This is a genomic window from Enterobacter ludwigii (assembly GCA_023023105.1).
Taxonomy (GTDB): Bacteria; Pseudomonadota; Gammaproteobacteria; order Enterobacterales; family Enterobacteriaceae; genus Enterobacter; species Enterobacter adelaidei.
Window position 1 is genome coordinate 2,217,955 of record CP083824.1, and the last position, 24,553, is coordinate 2,242,507.

Annotated in this window: 20 protein-coding genes and 1 pseudogene; 11 read left to right on the plus strand and 10 right to left on the minus strand. The window is 54.0% G+C overall.

Features of this window, described 5'->3' with window-relative positions; translation table 11 throughout:
• Positions 1–23: 23 nt before the first annotated feature.
• The 3 genes and pseudogenes from LCD46_10775 to LCD46_10785 all read right to left on the minus strand — a co-directional run bounded on the left by LCD46_10775 (position 24) and on the right by LCD46_10785 (position 1,626).
• Complete coding sequence (locus LCD46_10775; protein ID UOY72753.1) at positions 24–890, minus strand: AraC family transcriptional regulator; 867 nt, start codon at positions 888–890, stop codon at positions 24–26.
• Between the two features lie 63 nt (positions 891–953).
• On the minus strand, positions 954–1,418 hold the full coding sequence (locus tag LCD46_10780; GenBank protein ID UOY72754.1) for a YbjP/YqhG family protein: 465 nt from the start codon (positions 1,416–1,418) through the stop codon (positions 954–956).
• Between the two features lie 37 nt (positions 1,419–1,455).
• Positions 1,456–1,626 (minus strand): annotated as a pseudogene (locus LCD46_10785) (hypothetical protein).
• 301 nt (positions 1,627–1,927) lie between these two features.
• On the opposite strand from LCD46_10785, the gene LCD46_10790 reads away from it, so the two are divergent.
• From LCD46_10790 to LCD46_10800, 3 genes are all read left to right on the plus strand, one after another.
• Positions 1,928–2,203 carry a metal/formaldehyde-sensitive transcriptional repressor gene (locus LCD46_10790; GenBank protein UOY72755.1) on the plus strand — a complete coding sequence of 92 codons (276 nt, stop codon included), beginning with the start codon at positions 1,928–1,930 and terminating at the stop codon, positions 2,201–2,203.
• Between the two features lie 31 nt (positions 2,204–2,234).
• A complete protein-coding gene (locus LCD46_10795; protein UOY72756.1) occupies positions 2,235–3,353 on the plus strand; it encodes an S-(hydroxymethyl)glutathione dehydrogenase/class III alcohol dehydrogenase in 1,119 nt (372 codons plus the stop codon).
• A gap of 181 nt (positions 3,354–3,534) precedes the next feature.
• Complete coding sequence (locus LCD46_10800) at positions 3,535–5,226, plus strand: methyl-accepting chemotaxis protein (protein ID UOY72757.1); 1,692 nt, start codon at positions 3,535–3,537, stop codon at positions 5,224–5,226.
• 48 nt (positions 5,227–5,274) lie between these two features.
• On the opposite strand, the gene LCD46_10805 is transcribed toward LCD46_10800, so the two are convergent.
• From LCD46_10805 to LCD46_10830, 6 genes are all read right to left on the minus strand, one after another.
• Positions 5,275–7,656 (minus strand): glucose/quinate/shikimate family membrane-bound PQQ-dependent dehydrogenase, encoded by a 2,382-nt coding sequence (locus tag LCD46_10805; protein ID UOY72758.1) that lies wholly within the window; start codon positions 7,654–7,656, stop codon positions 5,275–5,277.
• Positions 7,657–7,912: 256 nt separating this feature from the next.
• Entirely contained in the window at positions 7,913–8,836 is a 924-nt protein-coding gene (locus LCD46_10810) for a LysR family transcriptional regulator (GenBank protein UOY72759.1), read from the minus strand.
• A 181-nt stretch (positions 8,837–9,017) separates the two neighbouring features.
• Positions 9,018–9,902: an SDR family oxidoreductase gene (locus tag LCD46_10815; protein ID UOY72760.1), complete on the minus strand. Its 885-nt coding sequence runs from the start codon at positions 9,900–9,902 to the stop codon at positions 9,018–9,020.
• 64 nt (positions 9,903–9,966) lie between these two features.
• Complete coding sequence (locus LCD46_10820) at positions 9,967–10,356, minus strand: YdeI family stress tolerance OB fold protein (GenBank protein UOY72761.1); 390 nt, start codon at positions 10,354–10,356, stop codon at positions 9,967–9,969.
• Positions 10,357–10,626: 270 nt separating this feature from the next.
• A complete protein-coding gene (gene cydB / locus LCD46_10825; protein ID UOY72762.1) occupies positions 10,627–11,637 on the minus strand; it encodes a cytochrome d ubiquinol oxidase subunit II in 1,011 nt (336 codons plus the stop codon).
• Positions 11,637–13,040, minus strand: coding sequence for a cytochrome ubiquinol oxidase subunit I (locus LCD46_10830; protein UOY72763.1), 1,404 nt, complete (start codon positions 13,038–13,040; stop codon positions 11,637–11,639). Before LCD46_10830 ends, cydB begins: the two co-directional genes overlap by 1 nt.
• On the opposite strand from LCD46_10830, the gene LCD46_10835 reads away from it, so the two are divergent.
• The 3 genes from LCD46_10835 to LCD46_10845 all read left to right on the plus strand — a co-directional run bounded on the left by LCD46_10835 (position 13,039) and on the right by LCD46_10845 (position 16,296).
• A complete protein-coding gene (locus LCD46_10835; GenBank protein UOY72764.1) occupies positions 13,039–13,200 on the plus strand; it encodes a hypothetical protein in 162 nt (53 codons plus the stop codon). The genes LCD46_10830 and LCD46_10835 overlap by 2 nt on opposite strands.
• A gap of 203 nt (positions 13,201–13,403) precedes the next feature.
• Positions 13,404–14,747, plus strand: coding sequence for a VOC family protein (locus LCD46_10840; protein UOY72765.1), 1,344 nt, complete (start codon positions 13,404–13,406; stop codon positions 14,745–14,747).
• 43 nt (positions 14,748–14,790) lie between these two features.
• The gene (locus LCD46_10845; GenBank protein UOY72766.1) at positions 14,791–16,296 is read left to right on the plus strand and encodes a carboxylesterase/lipase family protein; all 1,506 of its coding nucleotides are present in this window, start codon (positions 14,791–14,793) and stop codon (positions 16,294–16,296) included.
• On the opposite strand, the gene LCD46_10850 is transcribed toward LCD46_10845, so the two are convergent.
• On the minus strand, positions 16,283–17,125 hold the full coding sequence (locus LCD46_10850; protein UOY72767.1) for a LysR family transcriptional regulator: 843 nt from the start codon (positions 17,123–17,125) through the stop codon (positions 16,283–16,285). The genes LCD46_10845 and LCD46_10850 overlap by 14 nt on opposite strands.
• A gap of 114 nt (positions 17,126–17,239) precedes the next feature.
• Here LCD46_10850 and LCD46_10855 point away from each other — a divergent pair, with 114 nt between their 5' ends.
• The 5 genes from LCD46_10855 (at position 17,240) to LCD46_10875 (ending at position 24,544) form a co-directional block, all read left to right on the plus strand.
• On the plus strand, positions 17,240–18,409 hold the full coding sequence (locus LCD46_10855; protein UOY72768.1) for a pyridoxal phosphate-dependent aminotransferase: 1,170 nt from the start codon (positions 17,240–17,242) through the stop codon (positions 18,407–18,409).
• A 10-nt stretch (positions 18,410–18,419) separates the two neighbouring features.
• Positions 18,420–19,193: a transporter substrate-binding domain-containing protein gene (locus LCD46_10860; protein UOY72769.1), complete on the plus strand. Its 774-nt coding sequence runs from the start codon at positions 18,420–18,422 to the stop codon at positions 19,191–19,193.
• 242 nt (positions 19,194–19,435) lie between these two features.
• Complete coding sequence (locus LCD46_10865) at positions 19,436–21,091, plus strand: glucan biosynthesis protein (protein ID UOY72770.1); 1,656 nt, start codon at positions 19,436–19,438, stop codon at positions 21,089–21,091.
• Positions 21,092–21,206: 115 nt separating this feature from the next.
• Positions 21,207–23,189, plus strand: coding sequence for an AAA family ATPase (locus tag LCD46_10870; protein ID UOY72771.1), 1,983 nt, complete (start codon positions 21,207–21,209; stop codon positions 23,187–23,189).
• Complete coding sequence (locus LCD46_10875; GenBank protein UOY72772.1) at positions 23,186–24,544, plus strand: McrC family protein; 1,359 nt, start codon at positions 23,186–23,188, stop codon at positions 24,542–24,544. The genes LCD46_10870 and LCD46_10875 overlap by 4 nt, the downstream gene beginning before the upstream one ends.
• Positions 24,545–24,553 lie beyond the last annotated feature (9 nt).

The following is a 24,553-nucleotide window of genomic DNA, read 5'->3' on the forward strand; positions in this document are numbered from 1 at the left end:
ATATAGCGGTCAATGAGGTATAGTCATTTTAACGGCAGGTAGATATCCGTTTGCAGCGCATGTTCCGGCACCTCGTGAATAAAGTTGAGGTAGTGGAAAAATAGCGGGGCATCGCGCAGCGTTTCGCCGCTGGCCGGTAGCCACTCGCGAAACATCGCCCATACCGTGGCGGAAATGTTATCCAGCGAACCCGTGTGACGCCCGACGGCGTATCGACCACCGTCGATTTCACCACTGGAAACCCCGAAGTCATTTTCCGGTATCGCTTCAGAGATACTGCCGCAAATATCGAAACGAAAGGCGTCTGCGGGTGTGGTTGCCGGGTCATCCCAGACAATGCCAAAGGTGCTGCTTTCGTGTACGGGTGATAAGCCCGAGGTTTTACGCCAGGCAATAAATTTCGCCGCGCTGTCATTAACCCTATCCGGGCTGCCACGGTGCTGCAGAACTGCCACTTGGGTCTGCGGGAAATCGACAATCTTAATTTCCATTGTTTTTTGCTCCTGAAAGGTCATTTTCGGTACGCGCTGGTGCCAGCTCAGCCAGTCCGGCTGTTGCCGAAACTGACGGGGGCTTTTTCCAAATGCGTTTCTGAAGGCGCGGCTGAACGATTCGGGGTTCTGGAATCCGGCATCGAGCGCAATATCAATCACCTTATCCTGTGGATTAAACGCCAGTCGCCAGGAAGCACGACGAAGGCGTAGCCACTGGATATAGCGATACAGCGGCTGGCCGCTGAATGCCAGAAACTGCCGGTGAAAATGATAAGGCGAACAGCAGGCTATCGCGCTGAGCTTCTCCAGCGTGAGCGGCTCATCGAGATGGTGGGCGATATAGTCGCACACCATCGTGAAGCGCTCGCGGTAGGCCGTTTTGATTGCATCGTTCATTGCATCCTCCTGATGACCCACTTTGCCTCACCAAATGGCCAGAATCCTGACCGATCTTGCTAATTATGGAGAAGTTATACTGGCCGCATATCGTTGTGCGGCAGCAATCGCCCTGTCGTCAAAAATATACTGTTCGAAATGATGGCTCGCATCGGTGACGCGGTAAATTTTCCATTTACCGTCTTCATTGCGCAGATACACGTTTAACCGCTGTTTTTGCCCATTACCTGCACCCAGCTCGACGTTAACAACTTTTCCGGACACTGAGTTTATTGCGTTGCTTACGCTCAGGTCAGGGATCCACTCCGCGGCATAGTCTTGTGTATAGGTAAAATAATCGGAACCGATAATTTCCTGCTCATTGAGAGAAAGAATTTTCTTCAGACGGAAGAGCGTGTCGCGCGCAATATACTCACGTATTTTTGGTGAATCGAGATTATCTTCATGGGTATCTGTAACGAAGGCCGTGAGGTAGAACGAATAAAAATCATTGATACGTTTTCCGGCGAATCCATCTGTGCTGAACATCCCGTCAATAACAGGCACATCATAAGAATGTTACGCATCAGTTTTTCCTGTAAATTTTGTAAGAAGGGCGCTCAGAACGATATCCCGGACCACCCCACATATCTCTTTGTCTGAAATCTGAGTACCAGGTAGTGCCGTCGTAAATTGCCATGTGACCCGCAGGATTACCGCCATCATAGGGCTGAATAACAACCACATCGCCTTCCTGTAATGTTTCGCCTTGTCCTAAAATTAGGAAACCTGCCCGTTCAGGGCCGCTGCGTGTTTGTTCCATGCCATGTGTTAACTCCTGTTGTAGATGAAAGTGTCACTAAACAACGAGAGCTTCAATCCGCTTAGGCAAAAAATGTTATTAAAAGATTATATATTTCATAGTCTTATATGTTTTTGGGGTTTTATTCGCTTGGTTGATGATATGCGGTAGATACGCTGATGTAGCAACGGAAACAGAAGGTTTACATCCCCTGTCAAGTGAAATACCATACCCCCCTATAGTATCTGGAGGGCGTATGCCGCATTCACCCGAAGACAAAAAACGTATCCTTACCCGCGTCCGTCGCATTCGTGGGCAGGTCGATGCCCTTGAACGCGCGCTGGAGTCGGGCGATCCCTGTTTAGCCATCCTGCAGCAAATCGCCGCCGTGCGCGGTGCTGCCAATGGCCTGATGGGCGAAATGGTCGAAATTCACCTCAAAGATGAGCTGGTGACGGGGGAAACAACGCCGGATCAGCGAGCCGTGCGCATGGCGGAAGTCGGCCATTTGCTGCGCTCTTATCTAAAATAAACCCACATACCTCACAATAAGGGAAGACAATATGAAATCTCGCGCTGCTGTTGCATTTGGCCCCGGCCAGCCGCTCAAAATCGTTGAAATCGACGTGGCACCGCCGAAGAACGGCGAAGTGTTGATCAAAATAACCCATACCGGCGTATGTCATACCGATGCGTTTACGCTGTCGGGTGACGATCCGGAAGGCGTTTTCCCTGCGGTACTCGGTCATGAAGGTGGCGGGATTGTGGTAGAAGTGGGCGAGGGCGTGACCAGCCTGAAACCCGGGGATCACGTGATCCCGCTGTACACCGCGGAGTGCGGCGAGTGTAAGTTCTGTAAATCCGGTAAAACCAACCTCTGCCAGGCGGTTCGCGCCACTCAGGGCAAAGGGCTGATGCCGGACGGCACCACCCGTTTCTCTTATAACGGCGAGCCGATTTATCACTACATGGGCACCAGCACCTTCAGCGAGTACACCGTTTGCGCGGAGATCTCGCTGGCGAAGGTGAACCCGCAGGCGCCGCTGGATAAAGTTTGCCTGCTGGGCTGCGGCGTGACCACCGGTATCGGCTCGGTGCATAACACGGCAAAGGTCAAAGAGGGCGATACCGTGGCGGTGTTCGGTCTCGGCGGCATTGGTCTGGCGGTGATTCAGGGCGCGGTTCAGGCGAAGGCCGGCCGTATCATCGCAGTCGACACCAATCCGGAGAAATTCAAGCTGGCGGGTGAAATGGGCGCGACCGATTTCGTGAACCCGAAAGATCACGAAAAATCGATTCAGGATGTCATCGTTGAGCTGACCGATGGCGGCGTTGACTTCAGCTTCGAATGCATCGGCAACGTGAACGTGATGCGTTCTGCGCTGGAGTGCTGCCACAAAGGCTGGGGCGAGAGCATCATTATTGGGGTTGCCGGGGCGGGTCAGGAGATTAAAACCCGTCCATTCCAGCTGGTGACAGGTCGCGTGTGGCGCGGTTCCGCGTTTGGCGGCGTGAAAGGGCGTACTCAGCTCCCGGGTATGGTTGAAGATGCCATGGCCGGAAAAATCCAGCTCGACCCGTTCATCACCCATCGTTTGCCACTGGAGCAGATCAACGACGCGTTTGATCTGATGCACGAAGGGAAATCCATCCGCACCGTTATTCATTTCGGCGACAAGTAATTTCATTTCGGCGACAAGTAACTCTTCTGCCAGCGGTTTTTCACCGCTGGCATTTCTTTAATAATCTTCTCTAAAGTGTGACCAGTGCGGCGTTTTTAGCCGTAATCTAAATCTCTGCCGTGCCGATGACTATTTAACGGGCGTGTTTTTACGCATCTTACCTATAAGAGAGTCGACGGTCATGGACAACACTACTTCGATGCAGGCGCAGCGCAAGCTGAGCTTCTTGCATCACATCAGGCTGGTTCCGCTGTTTTCCTCCATTCTCGGTGGCATTATTCTGCTTTTTGCCTTGAGCTCAGGTCTGGCGGGATATTTCCTGCTTCAGGCCGATCGCGATCAGCAGGATGTCACATCTGAAATTCAGGTGCGTATGGGGCTGTCGAACAGCTCAAACCATCTGCGAACCGCGCGTATCAATCTGATCCACGCCGGTGCGGCAAGCCGTATCGCGGAGATGGATGCCATGAAGCAGAACATCAGCGATGCGGAAACGCGTATTAAGCAGTCTCAGGAGAGTTTCACCGCCTATATGAATCGCGCCGTGCGTACCGCAGAGGGCGAAGCGCTGGATGCTGACCTGAAAGCACGATATGACGCCTATATTGCGGGTATGCAGCCGATGGTTAAATTCGCCAAAAACGGTATGTTTGAAGCAATTATCAACCATGAAAACGAAACCGCGCGTCCGCTGGACGACGCCTACAACGCCGTGCTGCTGAAGGCGATTAAGATCCGTACCGACCGTGCCAATGCCCTGACGGCACAGGCGCACAGCCGCACACAGCTGGGTCTGATGTTTATGATCGGCGCGTTCGCGCTCGCACTGGTGCTGACGGCATTGACCTTTACCGTGCTGCGCCGCACGGTGATCCATCCGCTGCAGCGTGCGGCGAAACGTATCGAGAATATCGCCAAAGGCGACCTGACGATGCCGGACGATGTGGCCGGACGCAGCGAAATTGGCCGCCTGACGCGCGATCTGCAAACCATGCAGCACTCGCTTGAAAACACCGTGGGTACCGTACGTCAGGGGGCGGAGGAGATCTACCGTGGAACCAGTGAAATCTCTGCCGGTAACACCGATCTCTCTTCGCGCACTGAACAGCAGGCTGCTGCCATTGAGCAGACCGCCGCAAGCATGGAACAACTGACCGCAACGGTGAAACAGAACGCGGATAATGCTCACCATGCCAGTAAACTGGCAGAAGATGCCTCCGGTAAAGCCAGCCGTGGCGGCCAGATGGTCTCCGGGGTGGTCAAAACCATGGGTAACATCTCCAGCAGTTCGAAAAAAATCTCTGAGATTACCGCAGTGATTAACAGCATTGCCTTCCAGACCAATATCCTGGCGCTTAACGCAGCGGTAGAAGCGGCGCGGGCGGGTGAACAGGGGCGTGGGTTTGCTGTGGTAGCAAGTGAAGTACGTACCCTGGCAAGCCGCAGTGCGAATGCCGCAAAAGAGATTGAGAGCCTGATCAACGAGTCGGTCTCGCTGATCGACCAGGGTTCCGGTGAAGTTGTCGCCGCCGGCAACACCATGAATGAAATCGTGGAGGCGGTTAAACGGGTGACTGACATCATGCTGGAGATTGCCGCAGCGTCTGATGAGCAGAGTCGTGGCATTGTGCAGGTGAGTCAGGCGATTTCTGAAATGGATAAAGTGACCCAGCAGAACGCCTCGCTGGTGGAAGAAGCCTCCGCAGCCGCAGCATCTCTGGAAGAACAGGGCGCGCGTCTGACCGAGGCGGTTGGCGCGTTTCGTTTGAGCAGCGTGAAGCCAGGCCGAGTGGCTACACCAGCCTCAGTGACGAAGAGCACGCCGCTACGCCCCGCGGCAACGGTTTCCGGGGATAACTGGGAAACGTTCTGAGTTGCGCCACCAGAAAAAAAGGGACCTTTCGGTCCCTTTTTTCATCTGTTACTTCTTATCGGGTAAGGCATACGCGATAACGTAATCACCGCGATCCGGTGACTGACGGGCACCACCGGCGTTAATGATGATGTACTGTTTGCCGGTTTTCGGCGACACGTAGGTCATCGGGCCGGACTGGCTGCCCACCGGCAGACGGTCTTTCCAGATCTCTTTCCCGGTGGCGGTATCAAACGCGCGCAGGTAGAAGTCCTGAGTGCCGGCAAAGAACAGCAGACCAGACTGAGTAGAGAGTGACGCACCCAGTGTCGGCATACCAATTGGGATCGGCATATGCATACGAATGCCCAGCGGGCCGGTATCTTCCACCGTACCGACAGGAACCTGCCACACCAGCTTGCCGGTTTTCAGGTCAACGGCTGACATGGTGCCAAACGGCGGCTTCTGGCACGGAATGCCCAGCGGCGACAGGAAACGTTCGCGCATGGCACCGAAAGGCGTTCCATCCATTGGTACGATACCCATCTCGATGCCGCTGGCGTTTTTCGCCACGTTAGCGCGCGGTACCATGTAGTTTGCCAGCCCCAGGCGCATATCGTTGACGAACATCAGGCTGTTGTTCGGGTCAACGGAGACGCTGCCCCAGTTCATCCCGCCGAGCGAGCCAGGGAACTGCAGGGAACGGTCGAGACCTGGTGGGGTGAAGACGCCCTGATGGCGCATCTCCTTGAACTGAATACGGCACAGCAGCAGGTCGACAGGCGTCGCCCCCCACATGTCGGACTCGGTCAGCGTCTGGTTGCCAATCATCGGCATACCAACAGAATACGGCTGGGTTGGAGAGTAGCGCTCACCTTCGACGTTACCCGCCGGGACAGGACGCTCCTCAACCTTCGCCACCGGCTTACCGGTTTCGCGGTTGAGCATGAAGATCATACCCTGCTTGCTGGTCTGCACCAGTACAGGCGTGGTACCGCCCTTACCGTCGGGCAGGTCGTACAGCAGCGGCTGGGAAGGCAGATCAAAGTCCCACAGGTCGTGGTGGGTGGTCTGGAAATGCCAGCGGACCTGACCGGTGGCTGCATCAACCGCCACGATAGATGAGCTGTATTTATCATCCAGCGCGGTACGTTCACCTGCCCAGAAATCCGGGGTGGCGTTGCCGGTTGGCAGGTAGATCAGGTTCAGTTTGGCGTCATAAGACATCGCAGACCAGACGTTCGGCGTACCGCGCGTGTAGGTCTGGCCTTTCGGCGGCAGGCCGGTCAGGTTCGGGTTACCCGGATCCCACGCCCACGCCAGTTTACCGGTGTGAACGTCATACGCGCGCACCACGCCCGGCGGTTCGCCGGTGGAGTAGTTATCCGCGACGCGACCGCCGACGACAACAACATTCCCGGCAACCAGCGGCGTAGACGTTTGCTGATAGTAGCCCGGCTTGATCTCGCCCATGCCGACGCTCAGGTCAACGGTGCCATGGTCGCCAAAGTCTTCGCAGACCTTACCGGTATCCGCGTTGATGGCAATCAGGCGGGCATCAGTAGTGGGCAGGAACAGGCGGCGAGGGCACGCGGCAGGCTGTGTCTCAACCTGTGACGTTGTCACTGAAGACCGATCCTCAAAATAGCCCAGCCCACGACAACGCTGCCAGTTAGGTGCCGTGGCTTTGGAATCATAGCGCCACTTCTCTTTACCTGAGTCGACATCCAGCGCCAGCACTTTACTGTATGGCGTACAGACATACAGCGTGTCGCCAATCTGCAATGGCGTGTTTTGATCTTCCGCGCCAGAACCATTGCTCTGCGGGATATCACCCGTGTGTGCAACCCAGGCAACTTTCAGGTCACTGACATTCTGCTTGTTAATCTGGTCCAGCGCGGCGAAGCGGTCGCCGTGCGTGGTGTTGCCCCAGTGCTCCCAGTTTTTTTGCTGCTCGCCGGGTGCGACGGGTTTAACCGGAACGGGCTCGTTAGCCGCCACGAGGGTTTGCGGTTTAAACATCCAGCCCAGGCTGACCAGCATAGCCACCGCAAGCACGGCTGCGATACCAAAAGCGGGAGCCTTGTTCGGTGCGTTATGGTTTGCTGCACGCAGAAAAGGCCACACGATGGCGCAGAGGAATGCCAGTACGGCAAACGTAAAGAGGCGGGAGAAGAGCGGCCAGAAATCCCAGCCCGCATCGCTTACCGCCCAGAACAGCGAGGCGATAAACGCGATGCTATAAAGCACTATCCCACTGGTGCGACTGGTAAAAATGAGGATCGCGGCAATCACCATCACCACGCCCATTATCAGGAAGTACCAACTTCCACCTACGGAGGCGAGCTTAAAGCCCAACCCGCCGACGGCCAGACCGATGAGCATCATCAGTCCGGCAAGTAGCCACTGCAGAATACGAGGTATCCCGCGCGGCGCGCTGCCAAATGCCATTTTCTGTCTCCTTTAGATCCCCCCGCCGTGCCGGAAATGTACCAGTTGGGTAATAATTGCAGAGGGGGTAATGATAAATACGAGTGAATTCGGGTTTGTAAAATGATTTGCGAACCATTTGGTGAATTCACAGGTATGATAAAACTGTTAAATTGTTTTACGCAATTGTTAATGAATAATTTCGCATTAATTGATTAGAGCACAGGACTGCCCCTCGCCCCCTTTGGGGAGAGGGGTAGAGTGAGGGGAAGGGTTTCTAGACCGGCATAGATTTGCGAATGGCGCTCAGCAGCGTCTGTGCGCCTGTGGAAAGCGGGGTATCTACCCGCGTCAGAATACCGATGGGTTCACCGGCGCCAGGCGACGTCACCGGCAGTGCGGTAAGCGTACCCTGGCGTAAATCATCTTTTACCGCGCCGGAGGGAACGAACCAGACGTAGTCATAATCCAGAGTAAGCTGGCGTGAAAGCGAGGCCGAAAGCGTTTCGATACAACCCGAAGGCAGCGAACATCCCTGCATTTTAAGCAGTGTCTCGGCGGTGTCTCGCGGGACCGTCCCTTTAGGGCAGACCACCACAGGCCACTCCATGACGCGGCTTAACGTCACGGTATCCTGCAACAGAGGGTGGTCAGGACGCACAACCAGCTTCAGTGATTCCAGGAACAACAGTTCGTAATTCAGACCACCCATCAGTTCAGGATCGGACATTCGACCGATGCCAAGATCCAGTTCACCTGATTTCAGCCCCGCGAGCAGCATGGTGTTATTCATGGTGGCAACCTGAATCGTGGTATGTCTTTGCTGTTTGTGGAACTGACCGATGACCGGAGGAAGAATACCCAGTGCAGCGGTAGGCAGGGCTCCCACGCGCACAACTTCGCTGGCGTGCTCTTCTTTGCGATTGAGGGACTGGCCCGCGGTGTTGAGGGCATCAAGCACTTTTACGGCGTGCGTGAGAAATTGCTCGCCCACCAGGGTCAGTTGTGCCCCCAGACGACCACGGTCAAAAAGACGTGTACCGGTAAGTTGTTCCAGCTCATTCAGCGTTTTCGAGAGAGCAGGCTGGCTCAGGTTAAGAGTTTCAGCCGCACGCCCCAGCGTTCCCTGTTGAGCGACGGCCACAAATGTATGCAAATGGCGCAAGCGTATGCGCTGACTGAACAGACCATTTTTTTCCATAGGCGATGTTAAAAACAGAGCGATGCGGGTGACAAGTTAAGTTGTTTAATTTTGATAACCTGATAGCAAAATATTTTTAACATTTGATCTGTTTGAGTTACAACATGTTTTTCGACGGGGGCACAAAAGCGAACGTCCGTGTTCATTTATTGCGCATTCAGGAGAGGAGTGGCTAACCGATTTAGATCACGCCGTCACCGCCGTCAGAGCACCACACCTGGCCGGACGTAAAGGAACATTCATCCGAGGCCAGCGTGACGTACAATGGTGCAATCTCGACGGGCTGGCCCGGACGCCCCAGCGGGGTGTCGCCACCGAACTCCTTCACTTTTTCCATCGGTTGCCCGCCGCTGGATTGCAGCACAGTCCAGTAAGGGCCAGGGGCGACCGCGTTGACGCGAATGCCTTTCGGACCCAACTGTTTGGCTAATGCTTTGGTAAATACCGCCAGACAGGCTTTCGTCTGGGCATAGTCCAGCAGTACGGGGCTGGGCTTCACCGCCTGCACGGAGGAGGTATTAATGATAACGGATGAGGCTTTCAGGTGGCGCAGAGCGGCTTTGGTGATCCAGAAAGGGGCATACACGTTCGTTTTAAACGTCGCGTCGAATTCTTCGGTGGTCAGTTCCTCAATTGATTCCCGGAACTGCTGGCGACCGGCGTTATTCACCAGAATATCCAGCCCGCCAAGTTGGGTGGCGGCCTCATCAACCAGGTTCTGGCAGAAGGTTTCGTCCCTGATATCGCCCGGAAGCGCGACGGCAGTGCGGCCTTCAGCTTTAATCAGGTCAATAACGGCTACCGCGTCCTGCTCCTCTTCCGGCAGGTAGTTGATGGCAATATCGGCACCTTCACGGGCATAGGCAATCGCCACCGCACGTCCAATACCGGAGTCTCCTCCGGTTATCAGCGCTTTTTTTCCGGTGAGGCGTCCATGCCCTTTGTAACTGGTTTCCCCATGGTCAGGTACAGGTTGCATTTCGGATGCCAGTCCCGGCGGCGTTTGCGGCTGTTCCGGGAACGGGGGGTGTGGGTAAGCGTTCGTACGTTGTTGGGTATCGCTCATAGCTGACTCCTTAAGCCAAGGGGTGAGATTTGATGGATAACTGCAGCGTTAACGCTTCGCTGAATTATTTCTGCAAACGATCTACGCGGACGACGGCAGGGGATGATTTTTTATCAAGCGAACCGTTAATACCGATCATCTGGTCGGGTTTTACCGTTCTGCCCTCGAAGACTGTCTGGGGAATAATAACGTCGATTTTTCCGGTTTTATCCTGAAATACAAATTTATCGCCGCTACCGTCAATAAGATTACCGCGCAATGAAATTGTTGCACCATCGTGCATTTGTTTTGCCTGAGTGATTGTCATAATGCGCGCATCGTCGGTTCCGCGATATCCGCTATCCAGCGAATGAGGTGGCGTTGGGGCTTCGCCTTTTTGTAATCCGCCGTTATTATCTGCCCATGCGGTCGGAGCCAGAAATATCACTAAAGCGAAAGCGGATGATAATTTCATCTGATATCCTTCATCTTTGGGTGTATTGAATTATTAAGTATTATTGCTATTCCTTTATGGGGCAAATGTGATAAGTCCTAAAAACACGTACCTTAAAAGTCGAGGATATTTTGCTATTGGCTGCCATAATAATTGCTATACAGGTATGCGTGAAATTAAATATGCCATGATTGAACGCCATGTATATATTTCGAATATTCCTTTCGAGAAATGACAGGCGGACAGAGAAACATTCTTTTTCGCGACAACAGTCCGCCGTCATGGCGTTCCTCAGTGATAGCCTTCGGTATCCGAAACCTTGCCCCGGAAGACGTAGTAGCTCCAGGCGGTGTACACCAGGATCACCGGAATAATCAGTAATGTCCCGACCAGCATAAACAGCTGGCTGGCAGGCGGGGCTGCGGCCTCCCACAGGGTGATACGCGGCGGAATAATGTTCGGCCAGAGGCTGATGCCCAGTCCGCTAAACCCGAGGAAAATAAGTCCCAGCGTCAGCAGAAAAGGGCGCACGTGGCTGGTCGGATTGCGGGTCAGGCGCCAGATCAACACGCTGAAGATCCCGACCAGCAGAGGAACCGGCAGGAACCAGAAGAAGTTGGGTAGGGTAAACCAGCGGTCGGCCACGTACTGCCAGCCGAGCGGCGTCCAGACGCTCACCACCGCAATTACCACTATCAGCGCCAGCAGCACGTGGCGGGTCAGCTCGCGCATACGGACCTGCAACGCGCCTTCGCTTTTCATAATGAGCCAGGTTGTGCCCAGCAGCGTGTAGGCGACGACCAGACCGATGCCGCAGAAGAGGTTAAAGGGTGTGAGCCAGTCCAGCGCCGAGCCAACAAACCGCCGTCCCTCCACGTCGAAGCCGTTTATCATCGCCCCCACCACCACGCCCTGGCTGAAGGTGGCGAGCAGGGAGCCGCCAGCAAAGGAGTAGTCCCAGAACTTGCGGTGTGAGGGGGTGGCTTTGAAGCGGAACTCAAAGGCGACGCCGCGAAAAATGAGGCCGATCAGCATCGCGGTGAGGGGGATCGTCAGCGCATCAATAATGACCGCATAGGCCAGCGGAAATGCGCCGAAGAGCCCCGCGCCGCCGAGTACCAGCCAGGTCTCGTTACCGTCCCAGACGGGCGCCACGCTGTTGACCATCACATCGCGCTCTCTGGCATCGCCCACGAAGTTAAACAGCAGGCCAATGCCCAGATCGAAGCCATCCATAATGATGTACATCAGCGTGGCAAACACGATGATGGCAAACCAAATCACTGAGATATCGACACCCATCAGATTTTCTCCTCTTCCGGAACAGACTCAGCGGCAGACAGCGGACGGGCAGGCGTGCCCGAGGTGTTTGACGTCAGCGTATCGACGGGCTGAGGACCTTTCTTAATCAGCCGGATGAGATAGACATAGCCTACGCCAAACACCGACGAGTAGACGACGAAGAACGCCAGCAGGCTGATGCTCATCTGCAAGGTGCTGTGCAGCGATACCGCGTCGATGGTGCGAAGGTAGCCATAGACGACCCACGGCTGACGTCCCACTTCGGTGGTTACCCATCCGGCGAGCAGCGCCAGTAGCCCGGCAGGCCCCATGCAGAGGGCAAACCAGTGGAACGGGCGCGAGTGGTAAAGTCGATGGCGATAGCGCAGCCAGACGCTGATAAGACCAAGGGTAATCATCAGCAGTCCCATCCCGACCATCACGCGGAACGACCAGAAAACAATGGTTGAGTTTGGGCGATCTTCTTTCGGAAAGTCTTTCAGCGCCGGGACCTGCTTATCCAGGCTGTGCGTCAGGATAAGGCTGCCGAGCGCGGGGATTTCCAGACCGTATTTGGTGCGCTCCTCGTCCATATCCGGCAGGCCAAACAGCAGCAGCGGGGTAGCCTCGCCGGGAGGATTTTCCCAGTGCCCCTCAATGGCGGCAATTTTTGCCGGCTGATGCTCAAGCGTGTTCAGGCCGTGCATATCGCCCACCACCGCCTGAATGGGCGCGACCACCAGCGCCATCCACATCGCCATCGAAAACATGGTGCGAACGGCGGGGGTATCGTTACCGCGCAGCAGATGCCATGCGCCCGATGCCCCGACAAACAGCGCGCTGCTCAAAAAAGCGGCGATAGCCATATGAATAAGGCGGTAAGGGAACGAGGGGTTAAAGACAATCGCCAGCCAGTCCTGCGGGATAACCTGCCCGTTATCGATAGTGAAACCCTGCGGGGTATGCATCCAGCTGTTGGAGGCGAGGATCCAGAAGGTCGACATCAGCGTGCCGAGCGCCACCATGCAGGTTGAAAAGAAGTGCAGACCCGGACCGACCTTATTCCTGCCGAACATCATGACGCCAAGGAAACCGGCTTCCAGGAAGAAGGCGGTTAACACCTCATAGGTCAGGAGTGGGCCGGTAATACTGCCGGCGAACTGTGAGAAGCCGCTCCAGTTGGTGCCAAACTGATACGCCATGACCAGACCGGAAACGACGCCCATCCCGAAGTTAACGGCAAATATCTTGAGCCAGAAATGGTACAGCGATCGCCAGACGTCGTTTTTGGTGCGCAGCCACATGCCCTCCAGCACCACCAGATAGCTGGCGAGCCCGATGGTGATCGCAGGAAACAGGATGTGGAACGAGACGGTAAAAGCGAACTGAATTCTTGCTAAATGGAATGCATCAAGTGCGAACATGGTCCGTACCTCTGAAACGATGGGGCACGCGCATCGCCGGGCTGCTTTTTGCTACCAGGCAAAACCGATTACGGTTTTTGATACCGGTGCCGCAATCGGCCACGGTGAGCAGGTCGGAATGCGGATCGCCGTGCCAACTTCCGCGAACCTCTTTACCTAAAGATAGAGTGTAGACCCTGTTGGCATAATCCTCGTCTGGAGACAGTGTGAGGATAAAATAATGGTTCCGTTTGGGGTTGTTCAGGGGGCCAGTAGCACACGGTTTGACCACTGTCGTCTTAAGATCACAAATCAGAAATTCTTCCCCCAGGAAGGAACGGGTTTCTCTACACTCCAGGTAATATTCACTGGAGGCATGACATCATGGCGAACACCATCACGGCTGATGACATTCGGGAACGCTTTTCGCAGGCTATGTCGGCGATGTACCAGCAGGAAGTTCCGCAATACGGCACTTTGCTCGAACTGGTCGCAGACGTAAACCTGGCGGTTCTGGAAAATAACCCGCTATTACATGAACAACTGGCTAATGCCGATGAACTGGCGCGCCTGAACGTGGAGCGCCACGGGGCGATCCGCGTCGGCACGGCACAGGAACTATCAACCCTGCGTCGTATGTTTGCCATCATGGGCATGTACCCGGTCAGCTATTACGATCTCTCTCAGGCGGGGGTGCCGGTCCACTCCACGGCGTTTCGTCCGATAGACGATGCGGCGCTGTGCCGTAATCCGTTTCGTATCTTTACCTCGCTACTGCGTCTTGAGCTGATTGAAAACGTTGCGCTGCGTGAACGCGCGGCGGAGATCCTGTCTCACCGGAACATCTTTACCCCAAGCTGTCTGGCGCTGATCGAGCTCCATGAGTCGGAAGGGCAGTTTACTGACGCACAGGCGCACGAATTTGTGCAGGAAGCGCTGGAAACCTTCCGCTGGCATCGTCATGCGACGGTCGATCAGGAAACCTATCTGGCCCTGCACAACGAACACCGGCTGATTGCCGATGTGGTTTGCTTCCCGGGCTGCCACATTAACCACCTCACGCCGCGTACCCTGGATATTGACCGGGTGCAGGAGCTGATGCCGAAGTATGGTATAGAACCAAAAGTGCTGATCGAAGGACCTCCTCGTCGCGAAGTGCCTGTGCTCTTACGACAGACCAGCTTTAAGGCGCTTGAAGAACCAGTGCTGTTTGCCGGAGAACATAAAGGCACACATACCGCGCGGTTTGGTGAAATTGAACAGCGCGGCGTGGCGCTGACGCCAAAAGGCCGTGAACTGTACGATAGCCTGCTCGCACAGGCCGGTACCGGTAAAGATAACCTGACCCACCAGCTGCATTTGCGGGAGATCTTTAACGCTTTCCCGGACAGCGAAATGCTAATGCGTCGTCAGGAGCTGGCCTATTTCCGCTATCGTCTGACGCCTGCGGGGGAAGCGCATCGCCACGCGTTTCGTCCCGGAGACGATCCGCAGCCGCTGATCGAACGTGGGTGGGTGGTCGCTCAGCCGATTACCTACGAAGATTTCCTGCCGGTCAGCGCTGCCGGGATATTCCAGTCCAATCTCGGGAATGAAACCCAGGCGCGCAGCCACGGAAATGCCAGCCGCGATGCCTTTGAAGCGGCGCTGGGCTGCCCGGTGTATGACGAGTTTACGCTCTATCAGGAGGCTGAAGTACGAAGCAAACAGCGTTGCGGTTTGCTCTGAAACCGTTACTCTGCTGGGGTGTGATGGAAAAATTAAGGTCGTTATGCAAAATCCTTCCGCCCCTGTGGTTGAAACGCGCTGCGGCGCACTGTCTGGTTTAACCGATGAAAATGTCCATGTCTGGTGCGGTATTCCCTACGCCGCACCGCCCGTGGGCGAGTGGCGCTGGCGTTCCCCGCGGCGGCCTGAACCGTGGGATGGACTTCGCGAAGCCACCACCTTTTCGGCCTCAAGCTGGCAAAGCAGCGAGTATTGTCAGGAGCTAGGCGGCGGCGATCCGGGCCAGTTTTCTGAAGATTGTCTCTATCTCAACGTCTGGTCTCCCAAAGAGCGCGCGGAATCGCTTCCGGTGATGGTCTGGCTGCACGGCGGCGGGTTTACCATTGGTGCCGGGGGGCTGCCGCCCTATAACGGCAAAGCGCTGGCAATGCGCGGTGTGGTTGTAGTCACGATCAACTATCGCCTCGGTCATCTTGGCTTCTTTGCCCATCCTGCACTGGAGGGCGAAGAATATCGCGTTGTGCATAATTTTGCCCTGCTGGACCAGATCGCCGCGCTCGAATGGGTGCGGGATAACATTGCTGCGTTTGGCGGCGACCCTGCTAACGTGACCCTGTTTGGCGAATCCGCGGGCGCGCGCAGCGTGCTTTCGCTGCTGGCCTCGCCATTGGCAGAAGGATTGTTCCATAAGGCGATTGTACAAAGCGGTTACACCTTACCTGACACGCCGCGCGAGCAGGCACTGCAGAAGGGGGAAGCGCTGGCCGCCCATTTTAGCCTGGAGAATGCGACAGCCGAGGAGCTACGCGCTATTCCGCCCGACGCGTTCTGGCCATTAACCGCACCGCTGAACATTGCCCCGGCACCCATCGTCGGGGATTGCGTGCTGCCGGAAGCGATGCTCGATGTCTTCTTCGCCGCCCGACAGCATCCTGTGCCGGTGATGATTGGCTCAAACAGCGATGAAGCCAGCGTGATGGCGGTGTTTGGTATCGATCTTGCCGGGCAAATCCAGAAACTGCGCCGCGAACGTCGCTTTGGTCTGGGGTTGATTAAGCTGCTCTATCCTGGCGTCAAAGGGGACGAAGAGCTGGGCCGACAGGTGTGCCGCGATATGGCGTTCACCACGATGGGCTACGTAGTGATGCAGGCTCAACAGCGCATCGGCGGATTGTGCTGGCGTTACTGGTTCGACTATGTCGCGGAAGCAGAACATGACACATACATCAACGGCGCCTGGCATGGCAATGAAGTTCCCTATGTGTTCGATACGCTTGGTCAGGTAGAACCGTCGCGTCAGTATGTTAATGCACGCGATCTCCAGTTTGCTGCCCAGGTGGCCGATTATTGGGTAAGTTTCGCGCGTGACGCCGGGAGGCGCGACATTCTGCCGGGCCCCACGCACTGGCCAGCATGTCGCAAAGGGAGGGACGTTCTGTTACGTATTGGATTGAATAAACATGCAGGTTTCAGGCTTGAAAACCGCTTTATGCGTGCCCGCATGAGTCTCTTCAAGCGGGTGATGAAACATCACGTCAGCCTCGACTAAGCAAACAAGCGCGAAACGCCGCCAGCCCATTTTCTTCGCCAGGCGTTTCGCGCAGCACCAGGCGGTAGCTCGCGCCGGTTTTTATACTTGTCTCATAGGGCCGCGTTAGCCTTCCGGCACGGACATCTTCTTCTACCAGCGTTTCGTCGGCAATGGCGACGCCCAGCCCCTGAATGGCCGCCGTAATGGCGAGATCCATCGTATCGAAGTGTTGATTTTTGTGCATAACAAAGCCCGGGCCTTCCTGTTTTGCCAGCCACAATGACCAGTCTGTCTTATCCCTTGTGGGGTGAAGAAATGTCAACGAACCCAGTGCGGCACTCGCGCGCATAGGGCTAAGCACCGGGGTTAACGCCTCTTCAAACAGCAGGTCGCCGGCACTCATGTGCGTGCCGAACACGATGGCCGCGTCGTAAGATTCGGTTTTGAAATTCACGTTGTGATCGGTGGTGGTGGTCAATGCAATTTGCAGATCCGGCTGTTCACGCTCCACCTCCAGCAGGCGGGGGACCAGCCAGCGCATGGCGCAGGTGGGGGCTTTTAAGCGGATGACGGTTTGCTGGCTGCGGGCCCGGCCGGCCACCGTCAGCAATTGCTCAAAAGACGATTGCAGTTCAGGCAACAGGGCGCTTCCCTGCGGTGACAGCCGCAGCCCACGCGCATGACGCTCAAATAGCGGAAAGCCAAACCACGCTTCAAGGGAAGCGATCTTGCGGCTCACTGCCCCCTGTGTCAGGCAAAGCTCAGCGGCGGCGTGGGTGAGGTTCAGGTGACGCGCGGTGACTAAAAATGCGTCGATGGCATTGAGCGGGAGCGAACGGCGCGACATATAAACACCTCAGCTATGCATTTTTCTCATGGCTATTATGACAACAATTCGATTGTCCCGACAACTCACTTGTTGTTTGAATAGTTATGCAATGTCCATGAGAAGGGAAAGAGGATGACTTTACGAACGCCGGTGCAAACACGCTCTAAACTGCCTGATGTGGGTACCACCATTTTTACCGTTATCGGCCAGCTCTCGGCGCAGCATAACGCGATTAACCTTTCTCAGGGCGCACCGAACTTTTCCTGCGACCCGAAGCTGATTGCGGGCGTCACCCGCGCAATGGAGGCAGGGCATAACCAGTATGCAGCGATGACCGGTCTGCAGCCGCTCAAAGAACGCATTGCCGATAAAATTGCCACCCTCTACGGCACGCAGTATGACCCAGGTAGCGAGGTGCTGGTCACCGCCAGCGCCAGCGAAGGACTTTATTCGGCAATCAGCGGGCTGGTGCACCCGGGCGATGAGGTGATCTATTTTGAACCGTCATTTGACAGCTATGCGCCAATTGTCCGCCTGCAGGGGGCAACCCCGGTCGCCATCAAACTCACGGTGCCGGATTTTGCCGTCAACTGGGATGAAGTGCGTGCCGCGATCACCCCGCGTACGCGTATGATTATCATCAATACCCCGCACAACCCGAGCGGTCAGGTTTTCTCAGCTAATGACCTGCAGCAGCTGGCGGCGCTGACGCGCAATACCGATATCATTATTTTGTCTGACGAAGTGTACGAACACGTTGTTTTTGATGGTGAACCGCACCACGGGATGGCTACACACCCGCAGCTGGCGGAGCGTAGCGTGATTATCTCATCTTTCGGAAAAACCTATCACGTTACCGGGTGGCGTGTGGGTTACTGTGTTGCCCCGGCGGTACTGATGGACGAGATTTGTAAAGTCCATCAATTTTTAATGTTTTCTGCCGATACGCCAATGCAGCATGCCTTTGCTGAGCATATGGTTGATCCGCAAACCTGGCTGTCGCTGTCGGCGTTTTACCAGCGTAAGCGCGATCTGCTGCAAAGTCTGCTTGAGGATTCGCCGTTTACCCTGTTGCCGAGTGCCGGGTCGTTCTTTATGCTGGCGGACTACAGCCAGTTTAGCGATGAGCGCGATAGCGAGCTGGTGAAACGGCTGATCGTTGAGTACGGTGTTGCCACCATTCCGCTGTCGGCGTTTTATGCGGACGGTACGGATAATAAATTGATTCGTCTCTCTTTTGCGAAAGATGAGGCGACGTTACGGGCAGGTGCCCAGGCCCTGTGTCGGGTTAAACCACGCTGAGGAGTATTGGATGAAATTACGCGCGTTAGTTGTCGGCATGGGATTGCTGTGTACTTTTTCTTCCTTTGCGGCTACCGAGCTGCGTTACGGTCTGGAGGCGGAATATCCGCCGTTTGAGAGCCGTAATGCGGCGGGCGAACTGGAAGGGTTTGACGTTGAACTGGGGAATGCCATTTGTAAAGCCGCAGCGCTGAAGTGCACCTGGGTTGAAACCTCGTTTGATGCGTTGATTCCGGGGCTGGTGGCGAAGAAATTCGACGCGATCAACTCGGCGATGAATATCACCGAACAGCGCCGCAAGAGCATTGATTTTACCCAACCGATCTACCGTATTCCGTCGCAGCTGGTCGGTAAGGCCGGAACGGCGGTAGAGGCGACTCCCGAAGGGCTGAAGGGAAAAACCATTGGTGTGCTGCAGGGATCCATTCAGGAAACCTATGCGAAAGAGCACTGGGAAAAGCAGGGTGTCACCGTGGTGTCTTATAAAGATCAGAATATGGCCTGGGGCGATCTGCTGAATGGTCGGATCGACGCCTCGCTGGTCATGTCAGCGGCCGGGCAGGCAGGTTTCCTCAGCAAGCCGCAGGGGAAAGGGTTTGGCTTCATCGGCAAACCGGTGTCTGACGACACTATCCTCGGCAGTGGGATCGGTTTTGGGTTGCGTAAAGGTGACGAGGCCACCAAAAAGCAACTTGATGCCGCGATTGATAAAGTACGTGCCGACGGCACGATCGCTAAACTCGCTGATAAGTACTTCCCGGGTATCGATGTCAGCGTAAAATAACCGCCTCATTGGCCCCGGCGAACGATGTCGCGCCGGGGCATTTTTCTACACATTCTCCAGGCTTTCTTTACACCACTTTCGGGCCGTTCTGGTCGACAGAAAATATTTCACACTTTGTTCATATAATCACCGGCCAACAATTGGATTCTTAACCATTTTTGTTTAGGCTGTGCGTTCTTTCTTGCCGTCATTTCGCCGAGCGCGAAACACATTCACACGACCATAAGGACGTTTTTCCAGGCATGAATCGCAGACGTTTTCTAAAAGGCTCGCTGGCAGTGGCAGCCCTGAGCGGCACATCTGGCCTTGCTTCTCTGTTTTCCAAAGCGGCATACGCTGCTGACTCTGACATTGCTGACGGCCAGAGCCGTCGTTTTGATTTCTCCGTACTGCAATCCATGGCGCATGACCTGGCGAAAACCCCGTGGGGTGGTGCGCCGCGCCCGCTGCCGGACACGCTGGCCACCATGACGCCGCAGGCGTACAACGCCATCCGCTACGATGAAAAGCAGTCTCTGTGGAATAACATTGAAGGGCGTCAACTGGACGTGCAGTTCTTCCATATGGGAATGGGTTTCCGTCGTCGCGTGCGGATGTTCTCGCTCGACCAGTCTACTTCTATGGCGCGCGAGATCCACTTCCGTCCGGAGCTGTTCAGCTATGGTGAAACGGGTGTGGATACCAAACAGCTGGAAGGGCAAAGCGATCTCGGCTTTGCGGGCTTCCGTGCGTTTAAAGCCCCTGAACTGGCGCGTCGCGATATCGTCTCTTTCCTCGGTGCGAGCTATTTCCGTGCGGTTGATGACACCTACCAATATGGTCTTTCCGCACGTGGTCTGGCGGTGGATACCTTTACCGACACGCCGGAAGAGTTCCCGGATTTCACCTCGTTCTGGTTTGAAACCGTCAAACCTGGCGACACCACTTTTACCGTTTATACGCTGCTGGACAGCCCAAGCATCACTGGTGCTTATAAATTCGTGATCCACTGCGAGAAGAGCCAGGTGATTATGGAGGTGGAAAACCACCTCTATGCGCGTAAAGACATTAAGCAACTCGGCATCGCGCCGATGACCAGCATGTTCAGCTGCGGTAATAACGAACGCCGCATGTGTGACACCATTCACCCGCAAATTCATGACTCCGACCGCCTGGCCATGTGGCGCGGCAACGGGGAGTGGATCTGTCGTCCGCTGAACAACCCGCAGAAGCTGCAGTTCAATGCCTATATGGACAAGAATCCGAAAGGGTTCGGCCTGCTGCAACTTGATCGCGATTTCTCGCACTATCAGGACGTGATGGGCTGGTATAACAAACGCCCAAGTCTGTGGGTTGAGCCGCGCAATGACTGGGGCAAAGGCTCAGTTGGCCTGATGGAGATCCCGACTACGGGTGAAACGCTGGATAACGTCGTCTGCTTCTGGCAGCCAGAAAAAGCGGTCAAAGCGGGCGACGAGCTGGACTTCAAATATCGCCTCTACTGGAGCGCCATGCCGCCAGTGCGTTCTCCGCTGGCAACGGTCTTCGCGACCCGCACCGGTATGGGTGGCTTCCCGGAAGGGTGGGCACCCGGCGAAAATTACCCGAAAGTGTGGGCCCGTCGCTTCGCTATCGACTTTGTCGGTGGCGACCTGAAAGCGTCTGCACCAAAAGGCATCGAGCCGGTCATTACGCTCTCCAGCGGTGAAGCGAAGCAGGTTGAGATCCTTTACGTTGAACCGTTTGACGGCTATCGCATTCTGTTTGACTGGTATCCAACATCGGATTCGACCGAACCAGTGGACATGCGTTTGTTCCTGCGCTGCCAGGGGGATGCCATCAGTGAAACCTGGCTGTATCAGTATTTCCCGCCAGCACCGGATAAACGTCAGTACGTTGATGACAGGGTAATGCGTTAATCGAGTTGAACTGCGCCTGGTAAGCGTAACGCTGCCGGGCGATTAACAGTTATAAATCATGATTTAGCATATGTTCTCATTTGTGCTGCTTTTTTAACAAGGAGTGGTGTAGGAAATGCTGAATTCGCTCCAGATATTCCAGGCACTGAATGAATTGGGTTACCGGCTTGAGGATGGAAAATTCGAGCCAAGCTATGCATCCGAGCATCCGCTCGGAAATGGGAAGTATCTGTATGTCAAACGCAGTCGGGACGGCGTTGTTAACAAGAGCCCATTGGTTCTCGCACCAGACACCCTTGCCTTAAAGGCGGAAATTGATCGCATTGAGGGTCTCTACTGCCTTTGGGAAAAAGTAAAAAGCACCAGCTATCGACGTTACCCGAAAGATAATGGTACCTCCCAATATGGTTATGCAACTGATGTTGAATCAGTCGAAGCGCTACAGGCTCTCGTGAATTTGTTGAGAGGCCAACCCTCTTTGATCACCCAGCCTGGACTAAAAAGAGACAACGAAAACAAGGAGCAATCGTTAATGTATCCCTTAAACCAGATTCTCTTTGGACCACCAGGCACGGGTAAAACCTACACGACGACCGAATTGGCTGTCAAAATTGCGGATAATGCATGGTATCAACAGGCTACGCGTGAGCATCATGGCAATGACTTACGGGAAAAGGTAAAGCAGCGGTATCAGATTCTGGTAGAAAAGCAGCGCATCATGTTTACCACTTTCCATCAAAGTTTCTCCTATGAGGACTTTATCGAGGGTATTCGTGCGACTACTGATGAAAGCTCGGGTACGCTTCGCTACGAAGTTATGGATGGTATTTTTAAGCAGCTGTGCCTGAATGCTGAAGTTAAAACGAGTGGTAGTTCAACCCAGTCATTGTCTTTGAATGGGAGACGGATTTGGAAAATGTCTCTTGGAAATACTCTTGACGGTGAAGATTATATTTTCGATGAATGCCTTGCGAACAATTATATTTTATTGGGTTGGGGTGATAATCTTGATTTTAGTGGTTGCACTACTCCTGCGGATGTCCGATTACGAATAGACGAATCGAATGAAGGCCAGGTTGAGAGAAGTGAATACATGTTGACTGCGGTCAACATGTTTAAAAATATCATTCGGAATGGTGATCTGGTTATTATTTCCGATGGTAATCATAAGTTCAGGGCCATCGCCGAGATCGCCGGAGATTATCAATTCCTGCCAAATGATGAACGCGTAGGCTATCACCAAATGCGTAAGGTCAACTGGTTACGAACTTATTCACCGAGCTTACCGAAAGAGCAGCTTTTTTTAAAAGCACTTTCACAGATGACATTATATGAGTTGAGGGATGCCTCAATTGACAGGGAAAAACTGTCTCAACTATTGGCCCCGGTAGAAACAAGTGATAATCAAGCATTACCGCATGTGCTCATTATCGATGAGATAAACAGGGGGAATATTGCCCGTATCTTTGGTGAATTGATTACTCTGTTGGAATCCGATAAACGATTGGGAGCTGAAGATGCCCGCTCCTTAGTCCTGCCTTATTCTAAACAGCTGTTTTCCGTGCCAAGAAATGTCTATGTCATTGGGACGATGAATACTGCGGATAAATCCCTGATACAAATGGACCTGGCGCTAAGACGACGCTTTAGCTTTACCGAAATGCCTGCACGACCGGAGTTATTAGCTGGGGTCACTGCGTTTGGCGTTGATGTCGAAACGTTGTTAACGCGCATTAATCAACGTATCGAAGCACTGCTGGATAGTGAGCATATGATTGGTCATGCTTACTTCATGCCATTAAAGAAATTAGAAAATAACGCCGACCGTGAAGCCTGTCTTGCCAGCATCTTCCAGGAAAAACTCATTCCATTGCTGAGAGAGTATTTCTTTGATGATTATGAACGTATCGGTTGGGTGCTTAATGATTCAGTGAAAGCGAAAGAAAACCGTTTTATTCTCTTGCAACAGTCAGCACAATTACCGTCATTTTCTGCGCTATTCCCGAAAGATATTGCGGATAGTTTGTCTGACAGGCGTTTTCGTATTAATGAACATGCTTTCGTGTCGGCAGAAGCTTATCAGGGTATTGTGGCATGATGATTCAGGTCCGGGAATATGCTCTGCTTACCTGTGATAACTCTCAACCAGCCAGTATGGATTTGGGGATTGTCTCTGAAGCAACATTTTCCTGGCTTGAGCAATTGCAACAAAAGTGGAGTGGTACCTCTCAAATTCTCAGCCGGGAAGGGAGGCGATTTTTGCGTTTGGGAAGCTATGTCGGTTATCTGCAATCCCCGACTGGCGAGTCAATTGAAATTCTGCCAAAAACCACTCTTGACGTTCCCGTCGAAATAGTCCCTCTGCGTCAGCTTTTACGCCGAATGCTTAGTGCCTCTACCGGAATTGCACCTCGTGAGGCGAGCCAGGCGGTATTGCAACGTAGTGACCAGCCTCTACATGAATGGATAATCAGTGAGTTTTTGCGACATCTTGCTGATTTAGTTCGCAAAGGACTGCGTTTCGATTATCACCTCATTGAGGATGAGCATAGTGCGTTCATCCGTGGTCAATTGGATGTCACTGCGCAAATGAGAATGCCTCCGGGCAGAGGCACTCATTTTCATGTGCGTTATGCTGAGTTTTCCCCTCAGCGTATCGAAAATCGCCTGTTACGGACTGCTTTAGACTGGACTCTCAAAATGACCAGACAAGGGCAGAGCTGGAGGCAGGCAAATTCACTTAGCCACCAACTGGATGGCATAGTGCCGATCTCTGGCAGTACAACACTTTCAATGAGGCAGTGGAGTGACGGTAAATATCTCTTTGGCTATCGCGCGATAAAGCCGTGGTGCCAGCTCATTCTTGAACAGATGAATCCAGATTTTCAATATGGATTGCATCAGGGAATATCTTTGCTGTTCCCTATGGAGAAGTTATATGAGGGCTGGGTAGGATACGGTCTGGCTGGAGCGTTGCATCACGATTACCAGCTTATTGAGCAGACTAAGAGCCAGTACTTGTTAGAACATGTTCCTGTTGGCGAAAAGTTATCTCAACGATGGTTCATGCTTAAACCTGACTTTCTTATCACCGGCGAGCAGACGGTGGTTATGGATGCTAAATGGAAGCTATTAGATAGCAGAGCTGATGATGCTCTAAGGAAGTATGAAATCAGCCAGTCGGACCTGTATCAGATGTTCGCCTATGGGCAAAAGTATCTTCATGGGAAAGGCAAAATGATGCTGATTTATCCGCGTCATCAGTACTTTGCTGCGCCATTACCGGTGTTCCATTTTGACGAAGATTTATCTCTATGGTGTGTGCCCTTTGACCTTGAATCTGGTGGATTGGTGAAAGGCGAATGGCAGGATTCGTTCAGTTGCTTCCCTGAAGATGAGCCTGAAGTCATTTATGATGAGCAACAAAACAGCCACGCATTTCACGAATATTAAAGGGAGACA